The organism is Rheinheimera pleomorphica, assembly GCF_011634895.1.
GTDB classification, from domain to species: domain Bacteria; phylum Pseudomonadota; class Gammaproteobacteria; order Enterobacterales; family Alteromonadaceae; genus Alishewanella; species Alishewanella pleomorphica.
Genome location: NZ_SIRR01000012.1, coordinates 131,762 through 148,725, shown reverse-complemented (window position 1 = coordinate 148,725; position 16,964 = coordinate 131,762). Strand labels below are relative to the sequence as shown.

Below are 16,964 nucleotides of genomic sequence, written 5' to 3'. Positions count from 1 at the left end.
GACGCTTGCCATGTCCCAAATGCACGGCAAATTTAGCGATGGCATTGCTCAAACGGATCAAGGCTTTATAATGCGCAAAAACGAACGGATACCGCTATGACCGCAGACGTAAAACACACAAGCCCAAATGTAGATGCCGCAGAGATCGCCAAGTTTAATGATATTGCCTCACGTTGGTGGGATCCTGCCGGTGAGTTTAAACCCTTGCATTTACTTAACCCGGTACGTCTGAGTTACATCAGTGATGAGCTGCAAGGATTGTTTGGCAAGCAGGTTATCGATATTGGTTGTGGTGGCGGTATTCTGGCAGAAAGCATGGCGCGCTGCGGTGCTGTCGTAACCGGGCTCGATATGGCCAGTGATTCCCTTAATGTTGCCAGGTTGCATGCGCTAGAAGCCGGCGTAGAAGTGAATTATCAGCAAGCCACCGCTGAGCAACATGCATTAACCCATGCGGCGCAGTTTGATGTCGTAACCTGTATGGAAATGCTGGAGCATGTGCCCGAGCCGATGTCCGTGATCCAGGCGTGTGCTGATTTAGCCAAACCCGGCGCAACCTTGTTTTTTTCTACACTAAATAAAACCGCTAAGGCCTATTTGCTGGCGATTATCGGTGCCGAGCAGGTATTGAAGCTGGTCCCTAAGGGGACACACGAGTTTAGTAAATTTATCCGACCCTCTCAGTTGATGCAGTTTATCGAACACGCCGGACTGGAACTGGTAGATGCGACAGGGTTGCACTTTAACCCACTGAATGAAAGCTTTAAAATTGGCCCCGGCCTGGACGTTAATTATATCGTTGTCGCGCGCAAACCACTGTAGCAGTGCAAGACTGAATAAGCTGGCGGCGCTATTTAAGTGCTGCTTTAATCAGCACTTAAATAGCGATGAGATATAAAAAAAATATTGATAGAACAAATAAATTTATATGGAAAAAAAGCTTGCGTCGCTGGCGGCTATCTTTGCACACTAGCGACGTGGTTAGCAGCTACTAACGCCGTCTTTCAGTGCCATTTTTTCCACCTTGTCAAGCCTTGCAAAAAAACCAGATCCACACTATCTTGTGATCACTTTCTCAAAAGCACCTATATGTTGTGTAATTAAGCAACAATAGCTGCTGGTAATATGGCCGTGCGCTACATGGCTAACTAACCATGCATAACAACCGAAATGGAAATCTGCAGCAATGACACAAGCTCTTTTTGTAACTAAACGGGATGGCCGGCGTGAACCTTTAGATCTGGACAAAATTCACCGTGTTATCACCTGGGCCGCTGAAGGCCTGTCAAATGTGTCGGTATCACAGGTTGAACTGAAATCGCATATTCAGTTTTACGATGGCATTAAAAGTGAAGATATTCACGAAACCATTATCAAAGCGGCTGCGGATTTAATCTCAAAAGACACGCCGGATTATCAATACCTGGCAGCGCGTCTGGCGGTATTCCACCTGCGTAAAAAAGCCTATGGCCAGTTTGAGCCACCGCATCTGTATGATCAGGTTGTCAAAATGGTGGAGGCGAAGCGCTACGACGCACACATTCTGGCCGACTACAGCCGCGAAGAGCTTGATACGTTAAATAGCTATATTGACCACAGCCGTGATCTGAATTTTAGCTATGCCGCCGTAAAACAGCTGGAAGGAAAATACCTGGTACAAAACCGGGTCAGCGGTGAAATTTACGAAAGCGCGCAGTTCCTGTATATGCTGGTCGCGGCGTGTTTGTTTGCCAATTACCCCAAAGCTACCCGGCTTGATTATGTACGCCGTTTTTATGATGCCTGCTCTCTGTTTAAGTTGTCGTTGCCAACACCGATCATGTCTGGTGTGCGTACCCCTACCCGTCAGTTCAGCTCGTGCGTACTGATCGAGTGTGGTGACAGCTTAGACTCCATCAATGCCACCTCCAGCGCTATCGTAAAATACGTTAGCCAACGTGCCGGTATTGGTATTAACGCTGGCCGTATTCGTGCACTGGGCAGCCCCATTCGCAATGGCGAAGCCTTCCACACCGGTTGTATTCCGTTTTATAAGCACTTCCAAACGGCAGTGAAAAGCTGCTCACAAGGTGGCGTGCGCGGTGGAGCAGCCACCTTGTTCTATCCGCTGTGGCATTTGGAAGTTGAATCTCTGCTGGTACTGAAAAACAACCGCGGTGTCGAAGAAAACCGGGTACGTCACTTAGATTACGGCGTGCAGTTTAACCGCCTGATGTATACCCGCTTAATTAAAGACGATTACATCACCCTGTTCAGCCCGTCTGACGTGCCTGGCTTGTATGATGCCTTCTTTGAAGATCAGGAAAAGTTTGAGCAGCTATATGTTAAGTATGAAGCCGATAGCAGTATCCGGAAAAAACGCTTAAAAGCACTGGAGCTGTTTACGTTGTTTATGCAAGAACGTGCCAGTACCGGCCGTATTTATCTGCAAAACGTCGATCACTGCAATACACACAGCCCGTTTAACCCCAAATTTGCTCCGGTACGCCAGAGTAACCTGTGTCTGGAAATTGCGCTGCCCACCAAACCGCTGAATGATGTCAACGATCCTGAAGGCGAAATTGCGCTGTGTACGCTTTCTGCGTTTAATTTAGGCGCTATTGAGAACTTATCTGAGCTGGAAGAGCTGGCCGAATTAGCTGTACGCTCACTTGATAGCCTGCTGGATTATCAGGACTACCCTATTCCTGCAGCGTTTCATGCCTCGATCAACCGCCGTACCTTAGGCGTGGGTGTGATTAACTACGCTTATTACCTGGCGAAGAATGGCGTGAAATATTCAGATGGTTCAGCCAATGGCCTGACCCACCGTACTTTTGAAGCTATACAGTATTATCTGCTAAAAGCCTCAAACAAACTGGCACAGGAATTTGGCGCTTGCCCGAAATTTAACGAAACCACCTATGCCGAAGGTATCTTACCGATTGATACCTACAAAAAAGATCTGGATAAAGTGTGCCAGGAGCCACTGCAACTGGATTGGGAGCAGCTGCGTAAAGACATTACCACGCATGGTCTGCGTAACTCGACGCTGTCAGCCTTAATGCCGTCAGAAACCTCATCGCAAATCTCCAATGCGACCAATGGTATTGAGCCACCACGCGGTCATATCAGTGTTAAAGCCAGTAAAGACGGCATTTTAAAACAGGTAGTGCCCGAGTACGAGCGCTTAAAAGATCAGTACGAGCTGCTGTGGGATATTCCGAACAACACCGGTTATCTCACCTTGGTTGCCATAATGCAGAAATTTGTCGATCAGACTATCTCTGCTAATACCAACTACGATCCGAACAAATTTGACGGTGGTAAGGTGCCGATGAAGCTATTACTGCAAGACTTGCTGTCGGCCTATAAGCTGGGCGTAAAAACGATGTACTACCACAATACCCGCGATGGTGCCGCTGATATACAAGACGACATCAAACCGGAGGCAGCAGACGATGGCTGTGCTGGCGGTGCCTGTAAAATTTAATCAGACAGTAAACGGGCTACAGCAGTAGCCCGTAGTTTGTATAACATTCCTGTTAGGACAAGAAGTGGCCATGGCGTACACAACCTTTAACCGACAAATAAACGATCAATTAAAAGAGCCGATGTTCTTTGGCAACCCGGTAAACATTTCCCGTTATGATCAGCAAAAATACGGTATCTTTGAAAAACTGATTGAAAAACAGTTGAGTTTTTTCTGGCGCCCGGAAGAAGTGGATGTCAGTAAAGACCGCATCGATTACCAGAATTTGCCCGAGCATGAAAAGCATATTTTTATCAGTAATCTGAAATATCAAACCCTGCTCGACTCGGTACAGGGCCGCTCACCGAATGTGGCGTTTTTGCCGATAGTGTCACTGCCGGAACTGGAAACCTGGATTGAAACCTGGGCCTTTAGTGAAACCATTCACAGCCGCAGCTACACCCATATCGTGCGTAATATCAGCGCAGAGCCACACAAAGTGTTCGACGATATTATGCTGAACGAAAAGATCCTGCAGCGCGCCGAAGACGTGACACGTTACTACGATGCGCTGATCGACGGCGTTAATTTGTACCAGCGCTGCGGTGAAGGCAACCACACTATTAATGGCGAAAGCCAGAATATCAGCCTGTACGAGCTAAAACGCCGGCTGTATTTATGTGTGATGTCAGTTAACGTGCTCGAAGCTATCCGCTTCTATGTCAGCTTTGCCTGTAGCTTTGCCTTTGCCGAACGAGAGCTGATGGAGGGTAACGCGAAAATTATCCGTCTGATCGCCCGCGATGAAGCACTGCACCTGACCGGCACCCAGCATATGCTGAATATTATGGCCGCCGGCGATGACGACCCGCAAATGGCTCAAATTGCCAAAGAATGTGAAGAAGAAGCCTATGCTATTTTTCGCAAAGCGGCCGAGCAGGAAAAAGACTGGGCAGAATTCTTATTTAAAGATGGCTCTATGATTGGCCTGAACAAAGACATCTTATGCCAGTATGTGGAATATATTACTAACAGCCGGATGCAGGCGATTGGTTTAAAGCCCATTTTCTCCACCACGCAAAACCCGATCCCGTGGATCAACACCTGGCTGGTATCTGACAACGTGCAGGTAGCACCGCAAGAAGCGGAGATCAGCTCTTATCTGGTTGGTCAGATAGATAATGAAGTTGATGGTGGCGACTTCGGCGACTTCGACCTGTAAGCCCGGCAATGCCCAATGTCAAAATAAGCGGTAACAGTGCCATCGCCTTTGATGGCACTGCGCCCACTTTACTCACCGCATTGGAGCAACATAAGCTGCAGGTTAATTTTCATTGCCGGCAAGGCTATTGCGGTGCCTGCCGTTGTAAGCTGTTACAGGGCGAAGTACAGTACCTGAACGAACCACTGGCGTTTGTGCGCAAAGGGGAGTTTTTACCCTGCTGTAGCATTCCGCTGACAGATATTGAGATAGAAATTCCCTGAGCCGGTGGTAATTTGCCTGCAGTTGCAGCAGACTGGCCTTATGACACCCTGATCTTGAAGGAGATCAATTTTGAAAGCGCTGTTATTACTGTTAGCGGTATCTGCGGCACCGTCTAATCTATCGCACTATGAACAATTGTTGGCGAAATCTCAGTTTTCCGAACTGGAACACCAGTTGGTACAGCAGCAAGACTACAAACAACAAGACGGTTTATTGGTTATTTATGCCAAGGCCCTGATTAGCCAACAGCGTCTGGAAGATGCCAATACCTTACTCAACTATGCCATTGAGCAGTTTCCCAATAACAGCGAGCTGAATTATTTGGCTGGGCTGAGTAAAATTCGCCTGGCCAGCGATGGCAATGTGTTTGCGGCTAAAGAGCGCGCGGCCCGGGGTGTAGCCTTGCTACAACAAGCCGTAACCCTTAAGCCCGACCATTTTGCGGCCCGCCAGGCATTAATTGATTTTTATAGCATAGCACCGGCTGCCGCTGGCGGTGATAAAGCCCTGGCCGCAGAAATGGCACAGCAACTGGCACAGGAAAACCCGGCGCAGGCATTACTGGCGCAAAGCCGGATTTTGCTGAACGAGAAAAAGCCGACCGAAGCGCTGGCCTTGCTGGAAAAGATGATGCCCAACCCGCCAACAGCCCGTTTACTGGCGCGTAAGGCGCAAATCCAGAATGAGCTTCAGGCGTATGAGGCAGCGTTTGTCAGCTATAGCCAGGCCGCTGACTATGCCACCGACTTAACCGATAAATATAATGCGCTGTACCATATTGGCCGCTTAGCGGTGATTGCCGATCAGGACGCAGAGCTGGGTATTAAAGCGCTGCAGCAGTATGTGGCGTTTTATCAGGACAGCGAAAACAAAACCCTGCCCTGGGCTAAGTTACGTTTGGCCCAGTTAATGTATCGTACCGGCGATAACTTTGAAGCGACGCTACTGGTTGGCAGTCTAACCAATGTGCAAGTTGAGGAGGAAGAATTTAACCTGATTTTGCTCAGTTTATTAAGTGCATTAAAGTCCAAAACAGCTACCGCACCTGAACTGCCAGCAACAGAAGCCGCAACCGGCAATACAGAGCAGGAAAGCTGATATTTCCCGCTCTGTATTACGTATATTTACTGGCGAATACCTTCCACCGTTAAATCCAGTTGCACAGTGGCAGAGGCCGGACCTAAGTCAGTGTTAATGGCAAAGTCTTTTAAGGTTAAGGTTGTTGTACCGGCAAAACCCGCCCGGTAGCCGCCCCAGGGATCTTTGCCCTCACCTAACTTCTCTGCGGCAATAATCACTTCTTTGGTTACGCCGTTTAATGTCAGATTACCGTATAGATCAAAGGCCTCACCGGCTTTGGGGACCACCTTGGTGCTGACAAAAGTCGCTTTAGGGTGCTTGCTGACATTTAAAAAGTCAGCGCTGCGCAGGTGTTTATCGCGCTCAGCGTGATTTGAATCCACGCTGGCGGTATCAATAGTCAGTTGAATTTTTGCATCGGTTAATTTGGCTGCGTCATAGCTAAAATCACCGGAAAAGGTGTTAAAACGGCCATATAGCCAGCTATAGCCCAGATGGCTTATTTTAAACTGCACAAAGGCATGGGCGCCCTGTGTATCAATGACATAGTCAGCAGCCTGGGCCGGCGCGGCCATCATCGCCGCCATTGACGCGGCCAGTAAAAGTTTTTTCATTGTTATCTCCGGGTTAAGGTTTACGTCCAAACATACGTTTTAGCGTAGCGTCTTTATCAATAACATGGTGCTTAACCGCTGCCAGGCCATGCAGCACAGCCAGACTGATCAAGGTGTAAGCGGTATATTCATGGATCACACCAGCAATATCTGCCTGATTGTTAAATAATTGCCCCAGTGCCGGCACGTCAAACCAGCCAAATACCTGCACCGGCCGGCCATCTTCGGTTGATATCAGATATCCTGTTATCACTAACAGCGTAATACCAAGATATAAGGCCAACTGAACGACAACGGCAGTTAATCTCTCCCAGCTTTTATGCGATGCTACAGGCGCAGGTGGCGGGCTGATAAAACGCCATAACAGGCGAAACAGCATTACCATTGCCAGCAACATACCGACGCTTTTATGCCAATGCGGTGCAGTGCGGTACCAGCTGCTGTAATAGCTCAGGTCAACCATCCAAAAACCAACCGCAAACAAGCCAAATACGGTGGCAGCGACCAGCCAATGCACAACAATACTGACCATGCCATAACGAGATTGTGAATTTTTTAACATAAGTTCTCCTGCCTGATACCGATGATACGCCTGACTAACTAAACTAAAAGCACATAATTAGCGCGATAATATTCGAATAAATCGAATTAACGGGCGCTAAATCGTATTTTACAGGTAAAAATAAAGCCAGCATGTTGCTGGCTTCAGACGACAAAATTTAGCGCTAACCGCACGGCTTATTCAAACTTGCCGTCACGAATATGTTTTTCACCGCGCTGCTTCGCCAGCTCAACCTGACGCTGCCGTTCGGCAAAAGCGGCTTTTTGCTCAGCGGTGGTTTTATCGTGGCAATGCGGGCAGCTTAAGCCTTTGACATACTGGTCTGAGGCCATTTCATCGGCAGACAACGGCATACGACAGGCATAACACTGATCATAACTGCCCTGCTCCAGCCCATGTTTTACCGCTACGCGCTGGTCAAACACAAAACATTCGCCCTGCCATAAGCTATTTTCTACCGGCATGTCTTCTAAGTATTTTAAAATACCGCCGTCCAGGTGGTATACCTCGTCAAAGCCTTGCTCTTTCAGATAAGCGGTCGATTTTTCGCAGCGGATACCACCGGTGCAAAACATGGCCACTTTTTTATGTTTGGTTTTATCCAGGTTTTGCGCTGCCCACTGTGGAAACTCACGAAAGGTGGTGGTGTTTGGATTAACCGCATTTTTAAAGGTGCCGATAGCGACTTCATAGTCATTGCGGGTATCAATCAGAATGGTATCCGGATCGCTGATTAGCTGATTCCAGTCATCACCTTTAACATAGGTACCAACGATATGCGCCGGGTTAATACCCGCAACGCCCATGGTGACAATTTCTTTTTTCAGCTTTACTTTTGTGCGGTAAAACGCCAGTTCGTCCGACAGCGACTCTTTGTAACTCATACCATCAAAGCGGCCATCGGCATCCAGCCAGGCTTTAACGGCATCCACGCCTTCGCGCAGACCACAGATAGTGCCGTTGATACCTTCTTCGGCCAGCAATAAGGTGCCTTTGACCTTGTTCGCCACCATATGGTCGTATAAGGCATCGCGCAGGCTGACATAGTCGGCTAAGTGAACAAATTTATATAAAGCAGCAACAACGTACATAATTGACCTCTTGCAGTGCCGGATCGTAAATCCGGAGCAATATTAAAAACCGCGCGTATTATAGCGTTCAGCACGTACAAGGCAAGGCCACAGTGTTAGTGTGGATTTTCAATCAGCGCGCTCAGATTCAACTGCAGCAGGTATTCGCCATCAGTAATAGACAGCAGAGGGTCTTCACGCCAGACACTGAGGTGCATATGGCTTTTTAACATCAGACAAAAGGCGTCAAGCTTGCTATGCGTTAAGGTAAAAATACGCTGATTGGCCGGTTGCACACTATGGCGCGCTTTGTCTGTTTCCTGTTCATTTAACACCAGCAGCAGTGCATCAGCCAGATGAGATGCGCGTTGCAATCGTTTTTCCGGTATCAGCTCCAGCTGGCACCAGAGGGCAAAATGCTGCTGACTATCCTGTATATATAAATCTGGCAGCTTGCCATATGACTCGGCTTTAGCAAAGCTGGGATGGTGCTCGTACAAGCTTAAGTAAGCCAGTAAACGTTTGGCGAAATGCTCAGTGCTCTCCCCCTGCCACGGCGAGACATAATGGCGCTGCTGTTGATACGCATGGCTGGCGTCACAACTGTAGTCCAGATCCAATTTGATCACTTTGGCGGCCATCTGCATGTTGTACCCCACTTCGTCAGACTCTGCCCGACTCAGACAGAGTTTAGCTGCTGAAACTCGTTACTACCAAATGCATAGCCAGTGCCAACAATAGCAAACCCATTAAACGGTCAAACCAGTAACCCTTTAACAGTAAAAAACCCCTTACTTTAGTCTGTGTTAGCACCATGGATAGCATACAGAACCAGGCGGCCGTAGCGACAGACATATAAATGCCATAGATAATTTTGTAAGAAAGTGGCGTAATCGGCGAAATAATCACCGCAAATAACGATAAAAAGAATAATGTCGCTTTCGGGTTTAAGCCATTGGTAATAAAGCCGGCAATAAAAGCTTTACCGACCGTAGGCACTGCCTCATCTGCGCTGCCGTGAATGCTTTGCTCCGGGTGTGTTGGTGCTTTGCTGCGCAGCGCCAGTATGCCGATATAGGCCAGATAAGCCGCCGCAGCCAGGCTTAATACCTGAAACAACCAAGGCGTTGTTTGAATAAGCACGGCAATCCCCACTAACGACCAGGTAACATGCAACAGTATTGCCGAGCCGATCCCCACACTGGCTGCCAGTGCTTGTTGCCGGCCAAAACGCACGGCATAGCGTAGCACTATGGCAAAATCCGGCCCTGGGCTGGCCACCGCCATCAGATGCACCAATGCAATTAACATAAACTCCGGCCAAAAACTCATAACGCCAAACCTGCCCTGTAATTTCAATAACTTTCACAAGCTGCATTCTAATAACTTCATGCCGCCTTACGCCAGCAGTTAATCGCGCCGCGATACCGTTTTATCCTGTCACAGCAAAGGTAACTTGCTGCGCCCGGATAATACTGTAAAATGTTATAACATTACGAATGCAAAAAATCTGAAGGAAGCCGAATGCGCAGTTTATCTGCTTTGCCACGTTACAGCCTGCTAGCCACCCTGGTTGGCCTGATGTTTAGTGTGTCAGCACAAGACGTTGGCCAGCGTTATAACGGTGTTATTACCGACAGTCAGGGCCAACCGCTGAAAAACGCCCGGGTGCATATTCATGGCCGCCAGCAGTATGTTTACGCTGACGAGCTGGGCCGCTTCAGTATTCAGGCTCCGGCAAACGCTGAGCTGCATATTTCGGCCGCCGGCTATGGCGACCGCTTTGTTACGCTGACGCCAGTACAGCCTGAACTGACGATCAACCTGACACCAGGCGGTATTGAGCGCATTGTGGTGGCCGCTTCGGGTATTCATAAATACAACCTGGAAATGGCCACGCCGGTATCGGTGCTGACCGGCGAAGAATTAAGCCGACGCACCGAGCCTACCATAGGAGAAACCCTGAAATACGAGCCCGGCGTACACGCCAACTATTATGGCCCGGTAGCGTCAAGCCCGGTGATCCGCGGTCTGGACGGCCCGCGGGTGCGTATTTTAAATAATGGCCTGGATACGGCAGACGTGTCACGTATCGGTCCGGACCATGCCATTAGCGCCGATGCGATTACCGCGCAACAAATTGAAGTATTGCGTGGTCCGGCTACTCTGTTGTACGGCAGCGGCGCTATTGGCGGCGTTATTAACGTGGTAGATAACCGTATTCCCCGCCAGTTACGTGCCGCCAGCGAAACCAAGCTGGAAAGCCGCTATGTTGATGTGTCAGATGAACAAACCCTGGCGCTGAACCACGAAGGCAGTAGTGATAATATCGCCTGGCACTTCGATGGTGTTAAACGTGATGCCTCAAACTATGATGTGCCCCACTTCACTAACGATGAAGGCGAAACCCTTACCAGCTTAGAAAATTCCTGGACACAAAGTACAGCCGTAAACGGCGGTGTCAGCGTTATCGGTAATCACGGGTTATTTGGTATCAGCGTTGGCCGGTTAGAGTCTGATTATGGTATTCCCGGCCATCATGATGAGCATGGCAACGAAGATGAACATGAAGCGGACACCGCTGATGACGAGCATGCTGCAGAAGGTGTATTTGCCAAATTAAAGCAAAACCGCGTTAGCATGGCCGGTGAATGGTATGCACCGTTTTCTGGCATTGAAACTTTGTCATTTAATGCGGCTTATACCGACTATCAGCATCAGGAAATTGACGCGGGCGTGCCGGGCACCACCTTTAAAAATAACGCCCTGGAAAGCCGTTTAACGCTTGAACATGAAGACATTAGCGGTTGGCATGGGGTGCTGGGTTATCATCTGCAGCACGCAGATTATCAAGCCTTTGGCGAAGAAGCCTTTACCCCCGATAGTAAAACGCTGTCACATGCAGTCTTTGTGCTGGAGGAAAGGCAGTTTGGTAATATCTCTGCTCAGTTAGGTGGCCGGATTGAGCGAACAAAACACGAAACCGGCTCTGTAGAACTGGGGCATGAAGCAGGCTCTGTTGTCAGGTTGTCAGACACCTTTGCAGCCGTTAGTGCTTCCGCCGGTCTGGTGTGGGAGTTTGTGCCAGGGTTCTCCTGGGCATTGGCAGTAAGCCGCTCAGAACGCGCGCCCAGTGCGGCTGAGCTTTACTCTAATGGTGCGCATATTGCCACCAGCAGCTATGAGCTGGGCTTGGCCTATCAGTTACACGATGGTGAACTGGAACTATCAGAGCGCGTAGTTGAAAAGGAAACGGCAAGCAATATAGATGTTACCTTTCGCAGCTTCAAAGGCGATCTGACATTTACCTACAACTTTTTCTATAACAAAGTACACGACTATCTGTACCTGGCAAACACCGGCTTAACAATGGAAGATCTGGCAGATCATCATGAAGACCACGCAGAGGACGGCCATACGGAAGAAGAGCATGCCGGGCATAATGACTTTCCGCTGTATCATTACCAGCAGCATGATGCAACCTTGTATGGGCTGGAATTTGAAGCCCGCTATAAACTGAGCAACGCTCAGTCACTACAGGTATTTTTTGATGCTGTACGGGCCAAGCTGGATGGTGCTGATTACCTGCCGCGTATTCCGCCTTTTAAAACCGGTTTAGGCTATCAGTATGCCGGCATTCGCTGGAGTGCTGATGTTGGCGTAACGCGTTACGCCAAACAAAACAAAGTGGCCGCCAATGAAACGCCAACCAAAGCTTATACCCTACTCGATGCCAGCCTGAACTACGATTTTAATTTAGCACGGCTGGATATGACGGCATTTATCCGCGCCACTAACCTGACCAACGAGCTGGGTTTTGTCCACAGCTCTTTTATTAAAGCAGATGCACCGCTGCCGGGGCGGGCAATAACGCTTGGCCTGCGGGCAACCTTCTGATTACATTACGCCCGGTTAAACCGGGCGTATAGTTACAGGTAGCGGTCTTTAAAACGGCCCCACTGGTAATAAGCCTGCTGTCCTAGCCGTCTGAACGCCGGCAACGGAAATGGCGCCAGCTGACTTTGATAAATTGGCAACGCCGGCACAGCAACACCGCTGGCTAATTCTGCCAGCCGCACACCGGCCAGGCTGCTAAACGACACCCCACTGCCACAATAACCCGCAGCGTAAAACAGCCCGGGTTCAGCTTCACACACCCGCGGTAAATCATCATAAGACACCGCGACCCAACCGCTCCAGTGATAGTCGTAGTCTAAACCGGTCAACATCGGAAAACAGGCTTTTAACGCGGCCAATAGACGCGCCGGGTACACCGCTTTTTCGGCATCCTTGCCATACACTGCACTGCGCCCGCCAAATAAGATGCGATTATCCGGTAATTTGCGGTAGTAGTATTTCAACGCCCGGGTATCCATCACCAACTGCGTATGCTGTAAACCGCTTTGCTCAAGTTGCACCGGCGATAGCGGCTGCGTCACAATAATGCTGCTAAGCACCGGCAAACAAGCGCGGTTTAGCGCCGGATACAGCCCCTTAGGGGTATAAGCATTACTGGCCAGTATCAGCTGTTTACAGCGCAGCTGTGCCTTTGGCGTTTGCAGCAAAAAACTACCGTTAGCTTCACGTTGCCAACTCAACAGCGGTGAGCCGGTATACAGCTGTACCCCGCTTTGCTTTGCCATAGCAGTATAACCCTGTGCCAAAGCCAAGGGGTTTAGCCCAAAGCAATCGGGGAATCTAACCGCGCCATAGGCTTGTGTATTGTGCATATAGTCGCGCTTTAGCTGCTGTGGCGATAGATACTCTGCCTGATAACCAAACTGACGTTGTAAAAGCGCCGCCTGCTCTGGCAACTCTGCCGCCATAGCAGCATTATGCGCTACCTTTAAGTAGCCTTCAGGCTGGTTGTCACAGCGAATATTACCCAGCGATATCATCTGTTTAACCTGTGCAATCGCCTCGCCATATTCCTGATGAAATAAGCGCGCGCATTCAATGCCAAAACGCTGTGTCAACTGCGCCAGTCCCAACCGTCCGGTGCCGCGCAGCACAAAGCCGGCATTGCGGCCACTGCAGCCCCAACCGGCCTGGTTGGCCTCCAGCAGCGTGACTTCACGGTTAAAGCGAGTTGCCAGCTGATAGGCGCAGCTGAGGCCAGTGTAACCGCCACCGACAATCACGACATCGGTATGCACATCCTGCTGCAAAGGCGCTGTCGGCGCTGCAATGTCGGTGTGCTGCGCCCAATAAGAATGCGGATAAGCCTGGCCGGCGGCGATACGGCTATCATTTAGCGGATCATACATTTTAGTCGGCCTCTGGAAACAGCAACACCATTTCCGCAGCGCTGCAGTTACACAAGGCGCCGCATACCGGGCAGTGATAACCCACCGTTTCAGATAAATGCCGCCAGCGCTGAGGATGAATTTTCACTAAAACCGCACCGGCATGGGCGAAATAACGCTGCGCCGCGTTGCCCGGACTTTCACGCCAGATATGCGCCAGGCCGGCTTTAGCGCCTTGCTGGCGCAGCGCAGCAAGCGACGTCTGCAGCAAGCTTGATGCTATGCCCTTGCCGCGCTGTGCCGGGCTGACCCCCACTGATTTAAAATAGGCCATCGAATCAGCCGCGACCGGCCACAAGGCTTCGCTACACCAATTATCAGGCTGCCATTGTCCGGCGGCAAAGCTTAAGCGATAGCCAACAACCTGTTGTTCTTCGTCCAGCGCGATAAAACTGGCATTAATGCCTCGTTTTATGCCTTGTTGCTGCATCTGCGTCAGGCTAACGCTGTCCAGGTAGTTATCGCCATGGATCTGATTGGCCAGCGTAACAACCGCAGCAAAGTGATCAGAGGTAAGTTCAAGGATTTGCACATTTTTATCCGGCAGGTTGGCAATACCGCAGTTATAAATCAGGCTGGCGGCTTACAGCAAGGTGTTTTTATTTTTGCAATCGACTGCATTTCCCCACTATAGAGACGAAATAACAGAAATATACGATAGACAACAGCGACGTTATCCAATATGTTTATTAGGACGCAAAAACAAAAACATAAGCGTCCGGTTACTAAAAAAATAATCCAGGAAAAGAGCTATGAAAAATCATAATAAGTACCATCCGGTTGCCCGCGCCGTAAAATTCGGCCTGGCAGCATCGCTATCCTTCGGGATCAGCGCTACCGTGGCAGTAGCACAGGAAACAACACCAGATACCGCCAAGAAAGAACAGTCAGTTGAGAAAATTGCTGTAGTCGGTACCCGCTCTGCCCCACGTTCTATCGGTGACTCGCCGGTACCGGTCGATATTATCGGTGGTGAAGAGTTAAATAAGAACGGTAACTCTGACATGCTAAATCTGATCAGCACCACAGTGCCGTCGCTAAACGTGCATTCGCAACCTATCAGCGATGCCGCTACGCTGATCCGTCCCATCAATTTACGTGGCCTGTCTTCTGACAGCACCTTGGTGCTGCTAAACGGCAAACGCCGGCATCGCGCGTCGGTGATTTCGTTCCTCGGTGGCGGCATTAATGACGGCGCACAAGGCCCGGATTTATCCGTGATCCCTGGCATAGCGTTAAAACAAGTTGAAGTGCTGCGAGATGGCGCTGCAGCCCAGTACGGCTCAGATGCCATTGCCGGCGTGGTTAACTTTGTGCTTAAAGATGCTGCAGAGGGCGGTACTGTTGAGGTAAAACACGGTGAATATTATGAAGGCGATGGCACTTCTACTGAAGTCGCTGCCAATATTGGCCTACCGCTGACCAAAGACGGCTTTGTTAACCTTAGCATGCAGTATAAAAACGTCGACGCCACCAGCCGCAGTGTACAACGTGACGACGCCCAGGGGTTAGCCGATGCCGGCAACACCTTTATTAAAAATCCGGCTCAGATATGGGGTTCACCGGAAGTAAAAGACGACATCACCATATTTGCCAACGCTGGCCTGGATTTGGGCAACGGTGGCGAAGCCTACATGTTTGGTAACTACTCTGAACGTGATGTGCGCGGTGGCTTTTACTACCGCAATCCAACCAACCGGCCGCAGGTATTTTCTAATGACGGTGGCGAGTCGTTGTTAGTGGTTGATCTGACCGATTTAGGCAGCGGTGGCGAAGGCGGCTGTCAGAACATTGCGCTAAGCGGTTTAAATTACCAACAAATTGACGCTGAAGTACAGGCATTACCAGATAACTGTTTTACGTTCTTCTCTATGTTCCCGGGTGGTTTTACGCCAAACTTTGGCGGCAATATTACCGATACCTCACTGGCTATTGGTACTAAAGGCGAGTTTAAAACCGGTTTTATGGAAGGTGTGTTATACGATTTCAGTGGTGTTGTCGGCCGCAGCGAATCGAATTTCCAGTTATTTAACTCGGTTAACGCCTCTTTAGGCCCGGAAACACCAACCGATTTTGATGCCGGTAAATATATCCAGCTGGAAAAAACCTTCAGCGCTGATTTTGTAAAATACGTGCCAGCCGGTTTATATGAAGATTTAACCGTTGCCTTTGGTGCACAATGGACCGAAGAGAGCTTTGAAATTGTCGCCGGTGAAGAAGCGTCATGGGAAATTGGCCCCTACGTATCACAAGGTTTAAGTAATGGTTCTAACGGTTTCCCGGGCTTCCAGCCACAAACCGCCGGCACCTCCACCCGTCGTAACTACGCGGCTTATATTGATGTAGAAGCGGAGTTTACGGAAAACTTGCTAGGTGCGCTGGCAGTGCGCTTTGAAGACTACGACAGCTTTGGCACCACCACTAACTACAAACTGACCGGTCAGTACCGACTGACAGATGACTGGGCACTGCGTGCTTCTACCAGTACTGGCTTTCGCGCCCCTACCGTTGGTCAGGCTAACGTCAGTAACGTACGGACCGAAGCGGACCAGGGCGTATTGGTCGATATCGGCGTATTACCCGCTACCAACCCTGTGGCTATCTTAAAAGGCGCCACTGAGCTGGAGCCGGAAGAATCAACCAGCTACGCCTTTGGTGTGGTGTACACCGGTTATGATTTCTTTATTACCGCTGACTACTACCGGATTGACGTTGATGACCGTATCAGCCAGTCAAGTGCTTTTGAAGTGACCGCAGACGATATCGCCTTGTTAAAAGCAGCCGGTGTCCGTGGTATCGATTCATTGACCAGCATCACCTATCTGACCAACGATTTTGACACCCGTACTCAGGGTATTGATATCGTCGCCAACTACTCAATGGACTTGTTTGATGGCCGCAGCAGCTTTGCCCTGGCTTACAACTGGAACGATACCGAGGTAACGCGTTTTACTGATATTACCGGCGAATTCCGCGTATCACGGCTGGAAGATGACTTACCTAACCATCGTGCTACCTTTACCTGGACCCAAAGCTGGGATGATTGGTCAGCTTTCGTGCGGACCAATTACTATGGTAGCTATCAGGGCGTGCACGCCGATGATCCGGGCTTAGCTGTGAATGCGACCTGGGAAGTCACACTGGATGCTGAAGTCAGTTACTATGTTAACGACAACTTTATCGTCTCCGTAGGCGCGCAGAACCTGTTGGATAACGATCCGGCTGAACTACCAGACGAGTGGAAAGGTATCTTAGGTGGTAAGTTTTTCGAAACTTCACCTATGGGCATCAACGGCGGTTACTGGTACTTAAAAGGCAGTTACAAGTTCTGATAACGCTGATGTACACAATAAAAAAATCCGCTGCGGCGGATTTTTTTATTGTGTAAAGCCAAG

The 16,964-nt window shown here is 49.6% G+C and carries 14 protein-coding genes; 7 read left to right on the top strand and 7 right to left on the bottom strand.

From position 1 onward, the window contains the following. Positions 1–96 precede the first annotated feature (96 nt). From ubiG to EYB30_RS13795, 5 genes are all read left to right on the top strand, one after another. Positions 97–822 carry a bifunctional 2-polyprenyl-6-hydroxyphenol methylase/3-demethylubiquinol 3-O-methyltransferase UbiG gene (ubiG, locus tag EYB30_RS13815; RefSeq protein ID WP_166839492.1) on the top strand — a complete coding sequence of 242 codons (726 nt, stop codon included), beginning with the start codon at positions 97–99 and terminating at the stop codon, positions 820–822. Between the two features lie 364 nt (positions 823–1,186). Continuing rightward, positions 1,187–3,472: a class 1a ribonucleoside-diphosphate reductase subunit alpha gene (gene nrdA / locus EYB30_RS13810; protein ID WP_166839491.1), complete on the top strand. Its 2,286-nt coding sequence runs from the start codon at positions 1,187–1,189 to the stop codon at positions 3,470–3,472. Positions 3,473–3,542: 70 nt separating this feature from the next. Then, entirely contained in the window at positions 3,543–4,673 is a 1,131-nt protein-coding gene (nrdB, locus tag EYB30_RS13805; RefSeq protein ID WP_166839490.1) for a class Ia ribonucleoside-diphosphate reductase subunit beta, read from the top strand. An 8-nt stretch (positions 4,674–4,681) separates the two neighbouring features. Further along, positions 4,682–4,936, top strand: a complete 255-nt coding sequence (gene yfaE / locus EYB30_RS13800) for a class I ribonucleotide reductase maintenance protein YfaE (RefSeq protein WP_166839489.1) — start codon at positions 4,682–4,684, stop codon at positions 4,934–4,936. A gap of 70 nt (positions 4,937–5,006) precedes the next feature. Then, positions 5,007–6,035, top strand: coding sequence for a tetratricopeptide repeat protein (locus tag EYB30_RS13795; RefSeq protein ID WP_166839488.1), 1,029 nt, complete (start codon positions 5,007–5,009; stop codon positions 6,033–6,035). A gap of 26 nt (positions 6,036–6,061) precedes the next feature. Here EYB30_RS13795 and EYB30_RS13790 read toward each other — a convergent pair whose 3' ends face one another. The 5 genes from EYB30_RS13790 to EYB30_RS13770 form a co-directional block, all read right to left on the bottom strand. Then, positions 6,062–6,631 (bottom strand): YceI family protein, encoded by a 570-nt coding sequence (locus tag EYB30_RS13790; protein ID WP_166839487.1) that lies wholly within the window; start codon positions 6,629–6,631, stop codon positions 6,062–6,064. A gap of 13 nt (positions 6,632–6,644) precedes the next feature. Continuing rightward, positions 6,645–7,193, bottom strand: a complete 549-nt coding sequence (locus tag EYB30_RS13785; protein ID WP_166839486.1) for a cytochrome b — start codon at positions 7,191–7,193, stop codon at positions 6,645–6,647. Between the two features lie 176 nt (positions 7,194–7,369). Continuing rightward, positions 7,370–8,284, bottom strand: a complete 915-nt coding sequence (gene trhO, locus EYB30_RS13780; RefSeq protein WP_166839485.1) for an oxygen-dependent tRNA uridine(34) hydroxylase TrhO — start codon at positions 8,282–8,284, stop codon at positions 7,370–7,372. Positions 8,285–8,379: 95 nt separating this feature from the next. After that, positions 8,380–8,910 (bottom strand): YaeQ family protein, encoded by a 531-nt coding sequence (locus EYB30_RS13775; protein ID WP_166839484.1) that lies wholly within the window; start codon positions 8,908–8,910, stop codon positions 8,380–8,382. A 43-nt stretch (positions 8,911–8,953) separates the two neighbouring features. Further along, entirely contained in the window at positions 8,954–9,595 is a 642-nt protein-coding gene (locus EYB30_RS13770; protein WP_166839483.1) for a LysE family translocator, read from the bottom strand. Positions 9,596–9,787: 192 nt separating this feature from the next. Between EYB30_RS13770 and EYB30_RS13765 the strand changes: the two genes are divergently transcribed. After that, entirely contained in the window at positions 9,788–12,160 is a 2,373-nt protein-coding gene (locus tag EYB30_RS13765) for a TonB-dependent receptor (protein ID WP_166839482.1), read from the top strand. A 32-nt stretch (positions 12,161–12,192) separates the two neighbouring features. On the opposite strand, the gene EYB30_RS13760 is transcribed toward EYB30_RS13765, so the two are convergent. Continuing rightward, positions 12,193–13,530 (bottom strand): NAD(P)/FAD-dependent oxidoreductase, encoded by a 1,338-nt coding sequence (locus tag EYB30_RS13760; protein ID WP_166839481.1) that lies wholly within the window; start codon positions 13,528–13,530, stop codon positions 12,193–12,195. Between the two features lies 1 nt (position 13,531). Next, complete coding sequence (locus EYB30_RS13755; RefSeq protein ID WP_166839480.1) at positions 13,532–14,101, bottom strand: GNAT family N-acetyltransferase; 570 nt, start codon at positions 14,099–14,101, stop codon at positions 13,532–13,534. A gap of 220 nt (positions 14,102–14,321) precedes the next feature. Here EYB30_RS13755 and EYB30_RS13750 point away from each other — a divergent pair, with 220 nt between their 5' ends. Further along, entirely contained in the window at positions 14,322–16,901 is a 2,580-nt protein-coding gene (locus EYB30_RS13750; RefSeq protein WP_166839479.1) for a TonB-dependent receptor plug domain-containing protein, read from the top strand. Positions 16,902–16,964: the final 63 nt, after the last annotated feature.